Below are 18,394 nucleotides of genomic sequence, written 5' to 3' on the forward strand. Positions count from 1 at the left end.
CGAAGAGATCAGCGATTTGTTTTACTTTTCGGCGAGGAAGGCCTTTGACTTTACATCCTGATCTATAGACATGACTGCTCTTATTTCCACATTGCCACCATATTTGAGATTTGGACAGCCCTTCGCCATTTCCTGGGCTGCCTGCAGACTTTCTGCCTTAACAAGCAGGTAACCACCAACTACTTCCTTTAGTTCCGCATAAGGACCGTCTAAAACGGTACCATCAGGCAACAGGGTACTGCCTTCGCTATACAGCCTGTTCGTCCCCAAAAATTTCCCCTGTGAGGCAATACTACCTATCCAGTTTTGCCATTCTTTCATGACAAGCTGCATTTGCTCTGCGGATGGAGCTGCGCCGCCATCCCGTTTCTCATTTCTGAAGATCATTAAAAACTCTTTCATGGTTTACTTTTTTTGTATATAAACTAAACTAATGGTGTCAACTTCGAAATTTACATGGCAGGCATTGGGGCGATCTCACGTACTTCGATATTTCCTTCATTGGCAATATGAGGACATTTCTTTGCAATTTCAACAGCCTCATCAAAGCTGCCGGCCTTCACGATCAGGTAGCCGCCTACGATGCCTTCTTTGGCAGAGGTGACCGCTTCAGCAGTGGTTCCATTGGCAGAAACGGTTCGTCCGCCGCCTACCAGGGGTAATCCACCTACCAATTTTCCAGTCTGACCAAGGCCGCCCATGTAGGCTCCCCATTCCTGCATTTCTGCCTTATTTTGCGCTTCTGTTTTGCTGGTCATGGGTATTCCACCACGCAATAACAATAAATAGTCTTTCATGTTTACTGAATTTTAAGTGTTAAAAACCTATGACGAATGAAAAAACCGATATTGGACAGAAAAGGGAAAAATATTTTTTGCGCAGCTGAATCTGCCTGTAAAACCTCGTCTGTTTATTCTATGAAAGACCACCCAACGCGACATAATCCCCACATTCTTTAAATTTGCATGATGTCGCACCCTTTAAGAACACATATAGCATCTGTCAGCAAACTGACAGATGAAGAATTTGACTATATTTTATCTCACTTTACGCCTCTCAGGCTCAAAAAGCACAGTTCATTGGTAAGGGAGGGCGATTTGGTAAAACACGAGTATTTTGTACTGCAAGGCTGTCTGAGGTCGTATGTAACTGATAATACCGGCAAGGAATTCACCTATCAGTTTGCAGCGGAGAACTGGTGGATCTCAGAAAGAGAGGCTTTTATGAAACAGATTCCTGCATCTACCGCTATTGAATGCCTGGAAGATTGCCACCTCTTAGCATTATCTTATGAAGACCGTGCTAAGCTGGGTAGGGAGATCTGGAAATTTGAACATTATATCGCCGTAAAATCGAATATGGGCTATGTTGCCTTGCAAAAAAGACTACAACTGATGATCATGGGCAGCGCCAAAGAACGGTTTGAAAACTTCGTCCATCAATATCCACATCTGTACAACCGGATCCCTAAGACGCATATAGCCTCTTACCTTGGCGTTTCCAGAGAAACCATAAGCCGTTTATACCGGAAATAACGACACATTTGTCACAATTTTTAAGTGACAAATGTCCTTTCGCCCCGGAAAGCTCCACAGGAAATTTGTGCTCTAATTTTAAAGCAATGAAATTTCTAAGTGCATTATCCTTAAAAGGAATACTGACGTTATTATTATTAAGCGGGATCTTCGCCGCCAAAGCCCAAACAACAGGTTCCCGGCTTCCCGACCAGCCAGGCTTTTACCGGATGCAACTCGGCGACTACCAGGTGATCGCTCTTTCTGATGGTACCATTCCCCTGAATCTGAAAACACTGCTACACGAGACAAAGCCCGGTGAAGTACAGGAGCTGCTGCATAGCAACTTTCTTGACACCATCGCCGAGACTTCAATAAGCGGCTACCTTATCCTGGCAAACAATCAGCAGATCCTGATCGATGCTGGCTGTGGCAGCTTCTTTGGGCCAACCCTGGGTAAATTAAAACAGCATCTTATTGACGCAGGGTTAAGCCCCGAAAATATCAACGCTGTGCTGCTGACACATCTGCATGCTGATCATGTAGGCGGCCTTGTAGAAGGCGATAAAATGGTCTTCCCCAATGCGACCATTTACATCAACAAAAAAGAAGCTGAATTCTGGCTCACAACCGGCAATAAGGAAAAGGCCAACAAAAGGGCACAACCTTTCTTCGATCCGGCGCAGGCTGCGCTCATGCCCTATCAGCAAGCTGGTAAAGTAAGGACTTATGACGTCGGCACGCAATTGTTCCCAGGCATCACCGCTATCAACGCCTTCGGTCATACGCCAGGTCATAGTTTTTACATGATACAAAGTAAAGGGCAAAAACTTGTTTTCTGGGGTGATGTGATACATGCAGGAGCAGTGCAATTCACCGATCCCTCGGTAACAATTGACTTTGACGTAGACCTGACGGCAGCTGCTGCCGCCCGTCGCAAGATCTTTAATGAGGCAGTTAAGGAAGGTTACTGGATTGCCGCGCCGCACCTTTCATTTCCGGGAATGGGGCATTTAAAAGCCAGCGGTAAGCAGTTTGAATGGGTGCCGGCTAACTATACGACGGCATTTTCGGATAAATAAAACAAAGAGGGTGTTCTCGTGACGCCCTCTTAAGCCAGCCCTACCGTTACCAGAACAGCATTTCGAGCTTTAATATTCCCTTGACCTATACTCGAGATTCGGTTGACCCTATAGCTTATAGGTGCTCTACTATAGCATTATAGGCACTGTTCTATAGCGTTGGCTATAGAATAGCAGGCCTAATGCAGGACTATAGCGCCTATAGCTATACATCTTGAGTATAGTCGGAGCGAAGTCGAACCGGACCTGAACCGGGTCAGAGACGGAGCACCAGGGCATGGATGTAGCCAAAGGCCGGGTAAGTATTCCCTCCAATCTTTTGTACTTCTGTAATATCTTTGTTACCAGTAAACGTTCAATAATGGAGGATACTAAGGGACTACTGGATAAGATCCGGCACCACGATAAAGTATGCATTGCGCTGAATGAACATTGTGCGATCCCGTTACCGGATGATGTGATGCAGATATTGGTTAAACCGCATCGGCTTTCCTATTATTATTTTCAATATATAGAGAAAGGTCCGGCAACCTTTAAATCTGACTTGCAGGAATTTATCATCAACGATGGTGAGCTGGCCTTTGGTTTGCCTAATCAGGTTTTCACCAAGCTGCCCTACGATAAAAACATACTGCATTATGCACTTTCATTTGATGACCATACGTTAACGTTGCTGCCTGGCTCCTATCCGTTCCTTCTCAATCCATTTAATGCAAATTCCATCTCTTTCGATATAGCCGCCCAACAACGGATAAAAAACCTGCTGTCCGGGCTGTTTCAGTTGCTTCACTCGCCTGGCAAACAAAAAAAGGCGGAGGTGATCCTGGCGCATTTACATACACTGCTGACCGAATTTAACACGGCCTATTTTGAGCAATATCAAAGTCAGGAGATCGTTGCCAACTCCAAATTATCAAAATACATCGCATTCAAGCTGGCTGTAGAAACGAACCTGACGGAGCAACACGATGTACACAGCATAGCTGAGCAACTGGCGTTGAACAGCAGTACGCTGTATAGTATTGTAAAGGAATTTGCCGGCGTTTCTCCAAAAGAATGGATCATTAACCGGCTCATGATGGAGGCCCAACGGAAGCTGCAATATTCTACAATTTCCGTCAAGGAACTGGCTTATGATCTGGGCTTTAGTGACCCCGGGTATTTCTCCCGCCTCTTCAAAAAAAGCACCGGGAAGAGTGTGAGCCGTTACGTAGCTGATCTGCGTGATTTGTCCCACAATTAGAACGATTTGTCCCCGTTGCACGCTTGTTAGCTGGCTAGCTTTGCTTCATTAATCAAATAAAAAGGTATATGAAGTCAGCACTAGTAACAGGAGCTAATAAAGGCATTGGCTTTGAAGTAGCTAAAATACTCGCCCAACAAGGATTCTTCGTTTATTTAGGCAGCCGTAACTCCGAAAATGGTTCGGTCGCTGCGGAAAAGTTAAAAGCTGAAGGGCTTGGCAATATTGAGTCCATTCAACTGGATGTAACTGATCAGCAATCTGTTGATGCAGCAAGAAAAACGATAGGTGACAAAACCGGAGTTTTAGACGTATTGGTAAACAACGCAGGCATCGCCGGAGGGTTTGAGCAATCCGCCCTCGTATCTCCGGCCGATCAATATCAGATGGTTTACAACACCAACGTCTTCGGCGTAGTACGGGTTACAACGGCATTTATAGATTTGCTTAAAAAATCACCTGCGCCACGCATTGTAAACGTAACTACCAGCATGGCATCACTTTCCCTGGCAGCAGACATTTACAGTGATCAATACCCAAAAAGATATGTCATCTACCAATCTTCCAAAACAGCGGTGAATATGTACACAGTCAACCTGGCCTATGAACTGCGCGACACCCCATTCAAAGTGAACGCCGTTTGTCCGGGTTGGACACAAACAGATTTCACCAATCATCAAGGTACAAGCACCCCGGAAGCAGCGGGACAACGTATTGCCAAATATGCACTGATCGGCCAGGATGGGCCAACAGGTAAGTATTTTAGTGAGGAGTATTTTGCTGAACCGGCTAATTGTCCATGGTAATGCTGCGGCAATAAACCTTCTCCCATAACATGCTGCAATTAAAAAGCCTTCAGATCTGTCTGAAGGCCTTTTAACTTTCCCGCAGGCTGCGAGGGACAGTTTGAGAACCTTATAGTGAACATCCGGGCTTTTGCCGGTTAGTTAAATGATTGTCTAAACTCCAAAGGCGAAAGTTGGGTTTTTGCCCTGAAAAGTTTACTGAATGATTGCGGGTGTTCAAAGCCTAATTCGTAAGCAATTTCGCTTACAGACAAATCTGTTGTAGATAATTTTTCTTTTGCCTTTTCAATCAGTTTATCGTGAATGTGTTGCTGTGTGCTCTGTCCTGTAAGCACTTTAAGCAACCCGCTTAAATAACTTGGCGAGACGTTCAACGTGTCGGCAATGTATTGAACACTCGGCAAACCGTTTTTTATCAGATCATCATTTTCAAAATAATCTGTAAGTAACTTCTCCAATCGGTCAAGGATTTGGTGATTGGTAACTTTACGTGTAATGAATTGTCGCTGATAAAAACGTTCCGAATAGTTCAGCAATGTTTCAATCTGGGAAATGATAATGTCCTGACTGAATTTATCAATGTTTGTATGATATTCCTGCCGGATATTTTGAATGATATTGTTCAAAATATCTTCTTCCTTTTCTGAAAGAAACAGGGCTTCGCTTAACGAATAATCGAAAAATTCATACTGCTTCATTTTTGTTGCTAATGGTGTGCCCCATAAAAACTCCGGATGAATGAGCAACAACCAACCCGAACGTTTAACATTTTCATCCGGGTTGCTGTTTGTTCTCAATATCTGATTGGGCGCCATAAAACACAATACACCTTCATCAAAATCATATTGCTGTTGACCGTAAAACATTTTGCTCACACCGCGTTTTAGCGAAATAGCATAGTATCCTAAAAGCAAGGTGTCTGAATCTTCACTTGTATTCCTATACATTGTTGCATAGTCTACAATGCTGATAAGCGGATGTTCAGGATTTGGCAAACCATTATACCGATGAAATTCGCTGATTGTTTTTATCCTGTGAGGTTTTTGATTTGCCATACCACAAAAATAATTTTAATTACAATGACTACCTACCCGAAACTTCAATACGTTTTTGCATTTACCCACTATACGTATTCCGCATATATTTTAGTTACCTTGCGCCTGCAGTGATAAATGCTGCCATTTTTCCCAGTTCTCTATTCTTGCCCGATATAAATCTTTCGCCCACTGAAGAGATTGTTCTCCCAGGAAAATTCTCAGCGGCGGCTTGCCCAAGTCAGCAATTTGCATAATTACATCTGCTGTTGCTTTAGGATCGCCCAACTTGAATAAGCCACGTACCTTGGCATGCTCTTCTCTTACCTTGCCATAATCTGCATTAGCACTTGTATGTACAGCAGAGCTTCCACCCCAGTCTGTTTTATAACCACCTGGTTCAATAATGGTAACATGAATGCCCATACCGGCTACTTCTTTACTTAAGGATTCGGAAAATGCTTCCAAAGCCCATTTGGATGCGTGATAAAGTCCAAGACTTATATTTGCAATAATCCCTCCGATACTTGACACCTGCATAATATGTCCGCTTTGTTGTTTACGCATAATTGGCAATACGGCTTGTGTAACCCATAATGCACCAAAGAAATTTGTTTCCATTTGTGCCCTTGCTTCAGCTTCCGTTATTTCTTCCACCATACCAAACAAACCATACCCTGCATTATTCACAACAACATCTATTCTTCCAAAACGCTGATGTGCTTTTTCAACAGCAGTAAAACAGGCTTCACGTTGTGTAACATCAAGCTGCAGCAGCAATACACTCTCCTTATATTCTGCTTGCAAATCTTTCAGGCTATGAATAGCACGGGCAGTAGCAACAACTTTATCTCCGCGTTGCAACGCTGCTTTTGCCCATTCATTTCCAAATCCCTTTGATGCTCCTGTAATAAACCATACTTTTTGTTTCATACTTCATATTTTTTGTTGATGCAAAAGTCCGCAACAACTCAGGGACAAATGAAGCCGAATCTACTTTCGTTGTAGTCAAAAATGAGGTACGCGCTGTTTGTTGGTCCTAAATATGAATGGTTGTTTGTTCGGATAATTTTTCTAAAATCGAATGACTATCCCAGGCGCAGGGAACCTTGCCTAAATAAACGCTATTATATAGGGTCAATAAAGTGCTGCAGTGAAGCTGAAATCCTGATCGCACAGTATGAGCAGTCAGCTTAATATATGCATCCTAACGCGGAGACAAACCAAGTTGTCTGAATACAGCTGCAAGCGCAGATGCTATGATGGAATTTCCTTTATCTGATGGATGTAACCCGTCGTATGTAAGGTTTATCGCATCCGGTGGATAGGGATATTCATCATTTTCAGGATTGAATGGTATGCTCACGGATACCGGGTAAGTATAATTGACATATTTACCGTTTTGGGGATTTTTAAGACGTTTGAACTTTACCATGTTCTCCAGTTTAAGCAGTGGATGATGGTACAGGTCGACAACAGGTATCTGTTCAAAGCGTCCGATAGTTAAAACTGCATTGGCAAATTCTTCCAATGCCTGCCCGTTTTTTTTCTGATAGGAGCCGAAAGCATTATTTTTAGCGTCTGCGATATAAATAAAATCGTTACGCTGCATAGGTGTGATCAATACGATCTTTGCTTTGGGATTCAGTTGGCGGATCTTGTTGATAATGATCCGGAAGGAACCGTAAACTGTTGTATTTCCATTGTCATGCTGATAGTCATCGATCTTTCCTACCGGTCTGCCCTGCCACCAGTCGTTGGTACCGAGAAAAACAGAATATACATCCGCTTTGATCAGACCAAGACTTTCAATGTTATCGGCAATCCCACCTGATGTCCATCCATTATGTCCCTGATTAATATATTTGAGATTGGGTAAGATCTCAGTCACGCGGGTTAAGTAACCCTTAGATACCCTGTTACCTGTTTCATCCGGATGATCGTTGAGATAGGTAATGGAATCGCCGATAGCCACCCAGGTTAATTCTTTCTCCCTGAATGAACACAATAACATTACGGCAAATAGTATTGATAGATACTTTTTCATAGCGTTTTTTAAAACTTCAAAATATTTCAGTGCTGACGAATTGCTGGTAAATTATTGTTGATCTGCCAGTGGCTTTGGTGCAGCACTGCGTTGTCCATGCACGGTAGCCTCATCCGGAAGCTTACGACTCCCAGAAAAAAATAAAAACCTGGCACTGTTTAAGTTTAGTAAACGGGGCATTATAGAATTTTATACCCTGAATATAATAAGTAGATAGATAAGTGTCATCTACTTTATCATATTTGCCATCCCGGATGCTGCTTATGTTCGACCAGGTAAAACACGCTGCGCAAGTAAGAACGAAAATCTGATGAGGTATGTAATCTCCGGTTTACCACAGGTTTTTGTCCAAGTATCTTATTAGTCTGCCTGGTAAGATAAACTGTCAAAGATTATAGAGGAAGAGCGAAGGAAAATTGGGATAGTCTGATACGGGCAAATATGAACATAAAAAAAGTGGGTATAACTAAGCATTCTTGCTCGATTATACCCACTTTTACTTATTTGCGGTGAGAGAGGGATTCGAACCCTCGGTACAGTTTAACCCGTACGACGGTTTAGCAAACCGTTCCTTTCGGCCACTCAGGCATCTCACCGAATCAATTTCCCCGTTAGGGGTTGCAAAAATAGGAATTATTTTAACGTATCCAAAAGTTTTTTAGAATAAGATTTATCCGATTTATTCGTTTAACTTAATAGAACCAATGCGATCAGACCTAAACAACTGTTAATGAAACTTTTCACCGGTGTAATCACTGATCCCGTATACGTTAGTCCTAAGGGGCCCGACAATGCCTTCCGGAGATTCTTCAAATCCATGATCCGCGATGAGCGCGACCTTCCATTTCTTTATCTGACTCTGGAACTGACATTAATATTACTGCCCTTAGCAGTCATTTTATATTTGCCCATACCCGGATGGTTATGGTGGACTGCCGCCATTGTTTACCAGGTACTGAACAATTTCAGGTACAAAGGCTCCTTCGGCCTGATGCTGCACTGTACCAGTCACCGGGTATTCTTCAATAAAAAATATGGTATCCTGAACCATTACCTGCCCTGGGTAATAGGACCATTATTTGGACAGACCCCGGAAACTTACTACAGCCATCATATCGGCATGCATCACCCGGAAAACAATATGCCCGAGGATGAAAGCAGCACCATGGCCTACCAGCGCGATTCCTTCCGGGGCTTCAGCAAATACCTGGCAAGCTTTGTATTCACGGGCATTGTGACCCTCTGCCAGTATTTCATCCGTAAACACCGCCAGAAACTAATGGTAAGGGCCGCCAGGGGAGAACTGATCTTCTTCCTTGTCTGTATCGGACTGTCTTTTATCAGCTTCCCTGCTACCCTGACGGTATTTATTCTCCCCTTTATTATTTCGAGGATCATCATGATGGTGGGTAACTGGGCGCAACACGCTTTTATAGATGCCAGCGAGCCCGACAACGCATATAAGAACAGTATTACCTGTATTAATACCAAATACAACCATAAATGCTGGAATGACGGCTACCACATCAGCCATCACATAAAACCCTCCATGCACTGGACTGAACATCCGGTCTATTTCCGCAAAACACTGCCTGAGTACATTGCCAACGACGCCATCGTATTTGACGGTATTCACTTCCTGCACGTCTGGCTCTACCTGATGACAAAGCGGTACGACCTCCTGGCCAGGAATTTCGTGAATATTGGTAACAGATTCAATTCCGACGAGGAAATTATGGCCTTCCTGAGGTCTCGTACGCAAAAAATAGACGTGACCAGCGTACCCGCAACCAGCGCTGTGGCTTGATAAATTGCCCCCTTTTTATTTATATGACACATAAATCTTATGAATATGCGTAATCATAAGAATAAGTGACTAAATTTGCGCTCTAACTTTCGATTTTAAAGTCAAAGCATTATGCGCACTGTTACGTTAAAAAGGGTTGTGGTTACCGGGCTGGGGGCCTTAACGCCTATCGGAAACGATGTAAACACATTCTGGAATAATCTTAAATCTGGTACCGGTGGTGCTGGTCCTATTACCCGTTTCGACACTACGGAGTTTAAAACCAAGTTCGCCTGCGAACTCAAGGGTTTTGATATAGAGAAATTCATGGAAAAGAAGGAAGCCCGTAAAATGGACATGTTTACGCAATATGCCATGGTGGCTGCCCAGGAAGCAGTTGAACATGCAGGCCTTCACCTGGATGGTGTGGACAAGACACAGATCGGTGTGATCTGGGCGTCCGGTAACGGTGGTATGCAGACCTTCGAAGACCAGATCGTTGAATTCGCTCAGGGTAACTTCGTTCCTAAATTCAATCCTTTCTTCATTCCCAAACTGATCTCTGATATCGCAGCAGGTCAGATCTCCATGAAATATGGTTTCATGGGTGTGAACTACTGTACGGTATCTGCCTGCGCTTCTTCCAGCAGCGCACTGGTAGATGCTTTCAACTACATCCGTCTGGGTAAAGCCAACGCTATCGTGGCTGGTGGTTCAGAAGCACCTGTTACCCGCGCTGGTATCGCCGGTTTCAATGCCCTCAAGGCACTGTCTACCCGCAACGAAGACCATGCTACCGCTTCCCGTCCCTTCGACGCTGACCGCGATGGTTTCGTAATGGGTGAAGGCGCTGGTGCGATCATCCTGGAAGAGTACGAACACGCAGTGAAAAGAGGCGCTACCATCTACGCAGAAATGGTAGGTGGCGCTATGACCGCTGACGCGTATCACCTGACCGCTACCCATCCTGAAGGTCTCGGCGCCCGCCTGGGTATGCAGAGAGCCCTGGAAGATGCTGAGCTGAAACCGGAAGATGTTGACTATATCAACGCACACGCTACTTCCACCCCACTGGGCGATGTAAGCGAGCTGAAAGGTATCACCGGCGTATTCGGCGATCATATTACCAAACTCAATATCAGCGCTACCAAATCTATGACCGGTCACCTTCTGGGTGCTGCCGGCGCCATCGAAGCGATCGCTTGTATCAAGGCTACCCAGTTCGACCTGGTACCGCCAACCATCAATACCACCTCCCTTGGTGAAGGCATCCCTACCAACCTGAACCTGACCCTCGGTAAGGCACAGGAACGTCCCGTAAATGTTGCTATGAGCAATACTTTCGGTTTCGGTGGTCATAATGCGATCGTCATATTCAAAAAATACAAGGCTTAATAGCCAGACTATATTAATAGTAAAAGGAGCGGATTACGGTCGTAATTCGCTCCTTTTTTATATCGCGCATTCCCTGGTGACCGTAAGTATTTTGTTTCCTTTCAGGTCCAACCTAAAGCCATAGCAAAGGCATGTTAAAGGCATGTCAAGGCATGGATAAAGCGTACTTTTTTCTTTTTCCTTCGGATAAGATCTGGAACTACTACCCCTGAAAAAACTGGTAACGCAAGGTCCGGTAAATAGCAGATAGAGACGGCCGTTTTATTATGCCGTCTTTATCTGTAGAGAAACAAAGGCCCCTTTTCCCGGATCAGATCTGTATGTCAAAACTGGTAGCACCAGGTCTGGTAACCAGCAGACGGGAGCTGCCCACCATTTAATAGTGTTACCGGCAATGTATACCCGCCCACCTGACAAGTTTATACTATAGCCTTACATATATAGCCGCCGTACCGCCCGCCATTGCCCCGATGATAATCAGCATGTTACTAAATAGCCTCACTAAAATTTTTAGTAAACTCGTAATTATGCCGTAGTTTAGTAGTCTAAAATAGTCCGTGGGACATCTTTGGTGAACCACGGCTTTTTAAACCGATATGGCAAAGAAGAAAGAGAATGTAATAACGCCTGACCCGGCACAGGTTACGGCAGATGACCATATAGCAGTGTTTGGCGCCAGGGCACATAACCTGAAAAACCTGGACCTGCAGTTACCCAAGAATAAACTGGTAGTCATTACGGGCATCAGCGGAAGCGGAAAATCCTCGCTTGCGTTCGATACCATTTATGCTGAGGGACAAAGGCGATACATGGAGAGCTTCTCCGCCTACGCCCGCCAGTTTATCGGCGATATGGAAAGACCTGACGTAGATAAGATCACCGGCCTTTCCCCGGTAATCTCCATCGAACAAAAAACGACCAACAAAAACCCCCGTTCTACGGTGGGTACCATCACGGAGATATACGACTTCCTCCGCCTCCTCTATGCACGTGTAGGCGTTGCCTATTCATATAATACCGGCAAACGCATGACCCGCTTCTCAGAAGAAGAGATCCTGGACCATGTGTTTAAGAACTTTCCAAAGAAAAAGCTGGTAGTATTGGCTCCGCTCATCCGTGGTCGTAAAGGGCACTACCGCGAGCTGTTCGAACAACTCCGTAAACAGGGCTACCTTAAAGTACGCGTCAACGGCGAAATTCTCGACCTGAAAGAACGTATGCAGGTAGACCGTTACAAGATCCATGACATTGAACTGGTGGTAGACCGCATCCAGGTACAGGACGATGCCCGCACCCGTATCAGCCAGAGTGTGCAGAAAGCCCTTCAGATGGGTAAAGGCCTGCTCTTCATCATGGACAATGACAGCGGAAAAGTCAGCCAGTACAGTAAACAACTGATGTGTGAGGATACCGGCCTTTCCTACGAAGAGCCATCTCCCAACACCTTCTCCTTTAACTCCCCCTACGGGGCCTGCCCACGCTGTAAAGGACTGGGTACCATCTACCAGATAGATATGGATGCCGTCATTCCTGACTATTCCGTTTCTATTAATGACGGCGGACTCGCGCCCCTTGGTGAAGCCCGCGACACCTTTACCTTCAAACAGGTACAGCAGCTAGCCCGCAAACATAAATTCTCCCTGACAGCCCCCATCTCCGACCTGCCGCAGAAGACCTTAAACCTCCTGCTGTTCGGCGACGAGAATGGTAAGCTGGAAATGGACATGGAATTTGGCGACGGCACGGAAGAAGCTTACAACAACGAATTTGAAGGGGTGATCAATACCGTACGCCGTTATTTCAACGATACTTCATCCGATGCCGTACGTAACTGGGCCGAAAGTTTCATGAAGCTGCACACCTGCCCTGAATGTAACGGTACCCGCCTCAAAAAGGAGAGCCTCTTCTTTAAAGTGGACGAGAAGAATATCGCTGAACTGGGCAGTATGGACCTCGACAAGTTACAGGACTGGTTCAGAGACATCGAAAAACGCCTGGACAAGAAGCAGAACACCATCGCTAAAGATATCCTTAAAGAGATCCGTGAGCGCCTGGGCTTCCTGCTCAATGTGGGACTGAACTACCTCACCCTCTACCGCTCCACCCGTACACTGAGTGGCGGTGAGAGCCAGCGTATACGCCTGGCCACACAGATAGGCTCCCAGCTGATGGGGATCACCTACATACTGGATGAGCCCAGCATCGGACTGCACCAGCGCGATAACATGCAGCTGATCGATGCCCTCCGCAATCTGAAAGAGATGGGTAACACCGTCATTGTGGTAGAACACGATAAAGACATCATGCTGCACGCCGATTACCTGGTGGACATTGGTCCCGGGGCAGGCGTACACGGCGGACAAATCATCGCCCAGGGCGCACCTTCCCATATCCTGAAACTGGACACACCTACCGCCGGCTATCTGAACGGGAAACGGGTAGTGCCGGTACCTGCCGAACGCCGTAAAGGCAACGGCAAAGCACTGGAACTGAAAGGCGCCACCGGCAATAACCTGAAGAACGTCAGCGTGAAATTCCCACTCGGCGTGTTCATCTGCGTTACAGGCGTATCTGGCAGCGGCAAGTCCACCCTGATCAACGAAACACTCTACCCTATCCTCAGTAAACATGCCTACGACTCCAACCTGGAGCCAATGCCTTACAAAAGCATCAAAGGCCTGGAGAACATCGATAAGGTGATAGAAATAGACCAGTCCCCCATCGGACGTACTCCCCGGAGCAACCCTGCTACCTACTGCGGATTCTTCACAGATATCCGTCAGCTGTTTTCCCAGGTGCCGGAAGCCAAGATCAGGGGTTACAATGCAGGCCGTTTCTCCTTCAATGTGAAAAGCGGACGCTGTGATGTTTGTGAAGGCGGCGGCATGCGCGTGATCGAAATGAACTTCCTCCCGGATGTATACGTACACTGTGAGAAATGTAACGGACGCCGCTACAACAGGGAAACACTCGAGATCCGGTACAAAGGGAAATCCATCTCCGACGTACTGGACATGACCGTAGATGAAGCCGTGGAATTCTTCCAGCCAGTCAACTACATCTACCGCAAGATCAAAACCCTCCAGGATGTGGGCTTAGGTTACATCACCCTGGGACAATCGGCGGTAACACTTTCCGGAGGGGAGGCGCAGCGTGTGAAACTGGCTACGGAATTGTCCAAGAAAGATACCGGCAAAACCATTTACATCCTGGACGAGCCTACCACAGGTCTCCACTTCCAGGATATCCAGCTGCTCCTGAATGTACTCAATAAACTGGTGGACCGCGGTAATACCGTATTGGTAATTGAACACAACCTGGACGTTATCAAAATGGCCGATCATATTATCGATCTGGGGCCGGAAGGCGGCGGCGGTGGAGGTACTATCCTCTGCAGCGGTACACCTGAAGAAGTGGCCAACTGTAAGGACAGCCATACCGCCCGGTTCCTGAAACTGGAACTTAAGAATTAACAGCCGGAGGTCTCGTTTAACGTACTTCCGTATACCTGTTCCATGGAGTGTCATAGCAGATAGGTGTGCCAGGTACTGATCAATAGACAATTCGCTGGTGATGTCGTGGAACAAGGACAATAGTTTCAGTTCAAGGCAGGGAAATATACATCCTCGTCTCTCGTGTGAGGGAACTTTGCTCCCGCGCTGGCAGATAAACAACCGGCAGGTTGCGTAGACGTACTCAATTTTAAGCACTTAGTAAAAATGATATAGTACCCTTTCCGCGGGTGATTAATTTCACCTGCGGAAAGCGGAACTTGTAAAGGGAACTCGTAATTTGCAGGCATGAAATACATTTCTGGGATTATAGCAATACTACTGTTGTCAGTATTTGCGGCCTGTGAAGATGAAACCAAAAGTTGTGACCAGACCCTGATCAGTGATCTGGGCATGAACTTTAAGAAGGACACATTGGAAGGCTTTTTAGTTAAAGATACCATCTGGCCCAAGGTCACCATGTATGCATTGGGAAGAGATTCGATCGTTAGGAACCAGCCAAGATCAAGCGTGTTTATGTCATTAGACCCACTGGCAGACAGTAGCAGGTTTTACCTGAAACTGGATTCCACCATGATACCAGACACCCTGACCTTCCGGTATAAAAGGAAACAGAACTTTGTGTCGCCAGGGTGTGGATTTGCCACTTTCTTCACCCTTGATACGGTGATCACCACCTATAATACCATCGACTCTTTACATATTAATAACAGGGAAGTAAACAGCACGAATGATACGCACATTTCTTTATTCTTTATCTATTAGTCTGGCCGGCCTGCTCACACAAGCCGCTCAGGCTCAGGTAAAACCTGCGGGAGATACCAGTATCAGGAAAACGGCTGCAGACACTTCCGCCAAACCTGCGCAACGTACGCCAACAGCGGTTGCCCCTTCAGTGAAGGCAGCGGATACTTCCGCACCTAAGGCGGTACAACGTCCGCCGGCTACAGCTATTCCCTCCGGGAAAGCACAGGACACTTCCGGACGCAAGACCACACAACGTCAGCAAGCAGCCCCTGTTGTGGCCAAAATACCTGATTCGATCTATTACGTTCCTGGCGGCCTCCGTCTGGGTATTGACATCAGCCGTTTTGCGCTGCACTTCTTCCAGCCCTATAGAACAGACGTAGCGGTACAGGCAGACGTACGCCTCAACAAAAAACTCTATGGCGCCTTCGAGGTGGGTTATAACCGCACTTCCCATAGCGACACCAGCTATACCTATAAAGGCAGCGGCGCATATGCTACCGTCGGCGTAGACTACGACTTCCTGAGAAAGAAAGACCCTACTGATAAGAACATGGTATATGGTGGTATCCATTATGGTTTTGCCCGTAATACCTACGAAGTACCTGCCTTCAATATCCACAACCAGTACTGGGATTCGGAAACACCGGGTTCATTTCCTAAAACAAACATGACTGCCCACTGGATCGAGCTGACCCTGGGTATGAGAGTGGAAGCACTCCCGAATTTCTTCCTGGGATGGGCCCTGCGTGAAAAGATCATGCTCACCAACAATGCTGCCGAAGGGTTTGATCCAATTATTATTCCGGGATTTGGCAGCGGTTCCAAGAGTTCGCAGTTCGATATGACTTACACGGTATCTTATTACCTTCCCTTGTATAAGTTAAAGATCCGCGAATCCCGGGAACCGAAAAAGAAGAAAGACTAAACTTCCCTGATCATCTCAATATGCGGGATGTCGTCTTCCAGGTACATCTCACTGCTTTGTTTAAAGCCTAAAGAAGCATAAAACTTCTCCAGGTATTGCTGTGCGCCTATTTTGATAGGTACCTTCCCGAACCGGTCTTCCACCACGGCAATGGAATGCTGCATCAGCTTTTTGCCAATACCTGACCTTCTGGCGCGTGGCGAGGTGACCACCCGCCCGATGGAGCACATGTCAAACTTAATACCCGGACCAAACACACGGGTATAAGCTACCAGCTCATTATCCAGTTCGTCATCAAATCCCATGATATGCACAGCCAGCTGGTCCGCATTATCCATATCCAGGAAAACACAATTCTGTTCCACCACAAATACCTCGCTCCTGAGGCGTAATAATGCATATAGTTCCTGTGTGGTTAACTCTTCAAACGTCTTGGTAATCCAGTGTATCATAAGATTGTTATTTATTGATTTGAGCAGGGCTATAAACACGTGGCCTAACCGGGTATAGCATACAGCCTCCTCCTTGATCAAAAAGCGTGTTTACAGCAAATGTAATTAACAAAACACAATAGGACTCCGTCAGGAGTCCCGTGTTTGTAGCGCGGGGTTTCAACCCCGGGGAATAATCATGCATAACATTGGAACCATGTTTGTAACACCGGTTTCAAACAAACACCAACAAATGGTAAAATAAATAATAAATTAGCCGGGAATTTCGAGAAACAGTAAGATATGAGTACCCATGCCATTCCATTCCTATCACTGGAACACATTACCGTACGTTACCTGGATAAAACCCTCTTCACCGGCCTGGACTGGCAAATCAATACAGGAGAACAATGGGCAATCACCGGCCCCAGTGGCTCCGGTAAATCTGCCTTGCTCAACACGATAGCGGGAAAGTTCAACGTGATCAATGGCAGTATACATCACCATTTCAGCGAAACCTACCGCCAGCAGCATACCATCACCGACCCATATTTCAGCTACCGGGACCTGCTGGCACTGGTGGGACATCATCATGCCTTCCGGAACCGCTCCAATACGACGACAGATTTCTACTACCAGCAGCGGTTCAACAGCATGGACTCATCCGATGCCCCTACCGTACGGGAATACCTGTACGGAGAAACGGGCGGGACGCCGGAACAAACACCCATCCTGGAACCACTGAAGATCCCGGCCCTGATGGATAAGGAACTGATCAAACTCTCCAACGGCGAAACCCGCCGGGTAATGATTGCCAAATCATTGTTAAAACAGCCGGTATTGCTGATGCTGGACAATCCTTTCAGCGGTTTGGACGTTCAGACAAGGAAGCACTTCAGTGATATGGTGAACAGGATCATTGCCGGTGGTACAACTGTATTGCTGGTCACTTCTCCGTCGGAAGTACCGGAAAATATTACCCATGTGCTGACGCTGGAAGAAGGCCGCATAACAGGAAAGTACACACGGGAAGAATATCTGAAGATCCCCCAGCCAGCTACTGACCAGCGCTGGCAGGTAGATGAAGAAAAGATCCGGGCGATCGTGAAGAACACGCCGTCACCATATGAGACCATCATCAGGATGGAACAGATAAAAGTACAGTATGGCGAACATTTGATCCTCGACGATGTTAACTGGATAGTGAAGCCTAACGAAAAATGGGCTTTGCTGGGTCATAACGGTGCAGGAAAATCAACCTTGTTAAGCCTGATAAATGGTGACAATCCACAGGCCTATGCACAGGAACTCTACTTGTTTGACCGTAAGAGAGGTAGCGGAGAAAGCATCTGGGATATTAAGAAGAAGATAGGCTTTGTATCACCCGAACTACACCAATACTTCCAGGCCGGCAGTAATTGCCTGCAGGTAGTTGTATCAGGATTCTTTGATATTATCGGCAGCAACCGCCAGGGCACTGCCGAACAACAGGAACACGCCGCTGCGTGGATGGATATACTGGACATTGCAACATATGCAAACCAGGCTTTTAAAGGAGTTCCCGAAAGTATACAGCGACTGACCCTCCTGGCCCGCGCCCTGGTAAAAGAACCCCCATTGCTCATTTTCGACGAACCCTGCCAGGGATTAGACCAGCAACAAAAGGACCATTTTAAACATGTCATTGATGTCCTATGTGGTGTGATGGATCTGACCCTTATATTCGTTACACACTACCAGGAAGAGATTCCGGCAGCAGTTACCAATGTATTGAAACTGGAGAGGGGACGATCCATATAATAATATTATAATACATTTAGTTTACCTTTATATCTTAAACAGCATTTAAACCTCATGGGTCCCAAAAAA

16 protein-coding genes and 1 tRNA gene are annotated in these 18,394 nt (G+C 46.1%); 10 read left to right on the forward strand and 7 right to left on the reverse strand.

Translation table 11 applies throughout. The annotated features are described in order from the left end of the window. Positions 1-21: 21 nt before the first annotated feature. Positions 22-402: a YciI family protein gene (locus tag L3C95_RS00555; protein ID WP_236384101.1), complete on the reverse strand. Its 381-nt coding sequence runs from the start codon at positions 400-402 to the stop codon at positions 22-24. A 50-nt stretch (positions 403-452) separates the two neighbouring features. Beyond that, positions 453-797 (reverse strand): YciI family protein, encoded by a 345-nt coding sequence (locus L3C95_RS00560; RefSeq protein ID WP_236384102.1) that lies wholly within the window; start codon positions 795-797, stop codon positions 453-455. 171 nt (positions 798-968) lie between these two features. Here L3C95_RS00560 and L3C95_RS00565 point away from each other — a divergent pair, with 171 nt between their 5' ends. The 4 genes from L3C95_RS00565 to L3C95_RS00580 all read left to right on the forward strand — a co-directional run bounded on the left by L3C95_RS00565 (position 969) and on the right by L3C95_RS00580 (position 4,645). Further along, complete coding sequence (locus L3C95_RS00565) at positions 969-1,535, forward strand: Crp/Fnr family transcriptional regulator (RefSeq protein ID WP_236384103.1); 567 nt, start codon at positions 969-971, stop codon at positions 1,533-1,535. 86 nt (positions 1,536-1,621) lie between these two features. Further along, a complete protein-coding gene (locus L3C95_RS00570; RefSeq protein ID WP_236384104.1) occupies positions 1,622-2,596 on the forward strand; it encodes an MBL fold metallo-hydrolase in 975 nt (324 codons plus the stop codon). Between the two features lie 361 nt (positions 2,597-2,957). After that, positions 2,958-3,839, forward strand: coding sequence for a helix-turn-helix domain-containing protein (locus tag L3C95_RS00575; protein ID WP_236384105.1), 882 nt, complete (start codon positions 2,958-2,960; stop codon positions 3,837-3,839). A 68-nt stretch (positions 3,840-3,907) separates the two neighbouring features. Then, a complete protein-coding gene (locus L3C95_RS00580) occupies positions 3,908-4,645 on the forward strand; it encodes an SDR family oxidoreductase (RefSeq protein ID WP_236384106.1) in 738 nt (245 codons plus the stop codon). Between the two features lie 137 nt (positions 4,646-4,782). On the opposite strand, the gene L3C95_RS00585 is transcribed toward L3C95_RS00580, so the two are convergent. From L3C95_RS00585 to L3C95_RS00600, 4 genes are all read right to left on the reverse strand, one after another. After that, positions 4,783-5,700, reverse strand: a complete 918-nt coding sequence (locus L3C95_RS00585) for a helix-turn-helix domain-containing protein (protein WP_236384107.1) — start codon at positions 5,698-5,700, stop codon at positions 4,783-4,785. Between the two features lie 90 nt (positions 5,701-5,790). Next, positions 5,791-6,612, reverse strand: coding sequence for an SDR family oxidoreductase (locus L3C95_RS00590; protein WP_236384108.1), 822 nt, complete (start codon positions 6,610-6,612; stop codon positions 5,791-5,793). A gap of 274 nt (positions 6,613-6,886) precedes the next feature. Then, complete coding sequence (locus L3C95_RS00595; protein WP_236384109.1) at positions 6,887-7,726, reverse strand: SGNH/GDSL hydrolase family protein; 840 nt, start codon at positions 7,724-7,726, stop codon at positions 6,887-6,889. Positions 7,727-8,233: 507 nt separating this feature from the next. Continuing rightward, positions 8,234-8,322, reverse strand: a tRNA-Ser gene (locus L3C95_RS00600). Between the two features lie 134 nt (positions 8,323-8,456). Between L3C95_RS00600 and L3C95_RS00605 the strand changes: the two genes are divergently transcribed. The 5 genes from L3C95_RS00605 (at position 8,457) to L3C95_RS00625 (ending at position 16,094) form a co-directional block, all read left to right on the forward strand. Beyond that, entirely contained in the window at positions 8,457-9,533 is a 1,077-nt protein-coding gene (locus tag L3C95_RS00605; protein WP_236384110.1) for a fatty acid desaturase family protein, read from the forward strand. Between the two features lie 111 nt (positions 9,534-9,644). Beyond that, positions 9,645-10,907: a beta-ketoacyl-ACP synthase II gene (gene fabF, locus L3C95_RS00610; RefSeq protein ID WP_236384111.1), complete on the forward strand. Its 1,263-nt coding sequence runs from the start codon at positions 9,645-9,647 to the stop codon at positions 10,905-10,907. A 596-nt stretch (positions 10,908-11,503) separates the two neighbouring features. Next, entirely contained in the window at positions 11,504-14,380 is a 2,877-nt protein-coding gene (uvrA, locus tag L3C95_RS00615; protein WP_236384112.1) for an excinuclease ABC subunit UvrA, read from the forward strand. Between the two features lie 327 nt (positions 14,381-14,707). Beyond that, positions 14,708-15,184 (forward strand): DUF6452 family protein, encoded by a 477-nt coding sequence (locus tag L3C95_RS00620; protein ID WP_236384113.1) that lies wholly within the window; start codon positions 14,708-14,710, stop codon positions 15,182-15,184. Then, positions 15,150-16,094: a DUF6048 family protein gene (locus tag L3C95_RS00625; RefSeq protein WP_236384114.1), complete on the forward strand. Its 945-nt coding sequence runs from the start codon at positions 15,150-15,152 to the stop codon at positions 16,092-16,094. Before L3C95_RS00620 ends, L3C95_RS00625 begins: the two co-directional genes overlap by 35 nt. Here L3C95_RS00625 and L3C95_RS00630 read toward each other — a convergent pair. After that, positions 16,091-16,546 (reverse strand): GNAT family N-acetyltransferase, encoded by a 456-nt coding sequence (locus L3C95_RS00630; RefSeq protein ID WP_236384115.1) that lies wholly within the window; start codon positions 16,544-16,546, stop codon positions 16,091-16,093. The two genes, L3C95_RS00625 and L3C95_RS00630, sit on opposite strands and share 4 nt — an antisense overlap. Positions 16,547-16,828: 282 nt before the next feature. Here L3C95_RS00630 and L3C95_RS00635 point away from each other — a divergent pair, with 282 nt between their 5' ends. Beyond that, on the forward strand, positions 16,829-18,325 hold the full coding sequence (locus L3C95_RS00635; protein WP_236384116.1) for an ATP-binding cassette domain-containing protein: 1,497 nt from the start codon (positions 16,829-16,831) through the stop codon (positions 18,323-18,325). Positions 18,326-18,394: the final 69 nt, after the last annotated feature.

This window comes from Chitinophaga filiformis (assembly GCF_021646545.1).
Lineage (GTDB): Bacteria > Bacteroidota > Bacteroidia > Chitinophagales > Chitinophagaceae > Chitinophaga > Chitinophaga filiformis_A.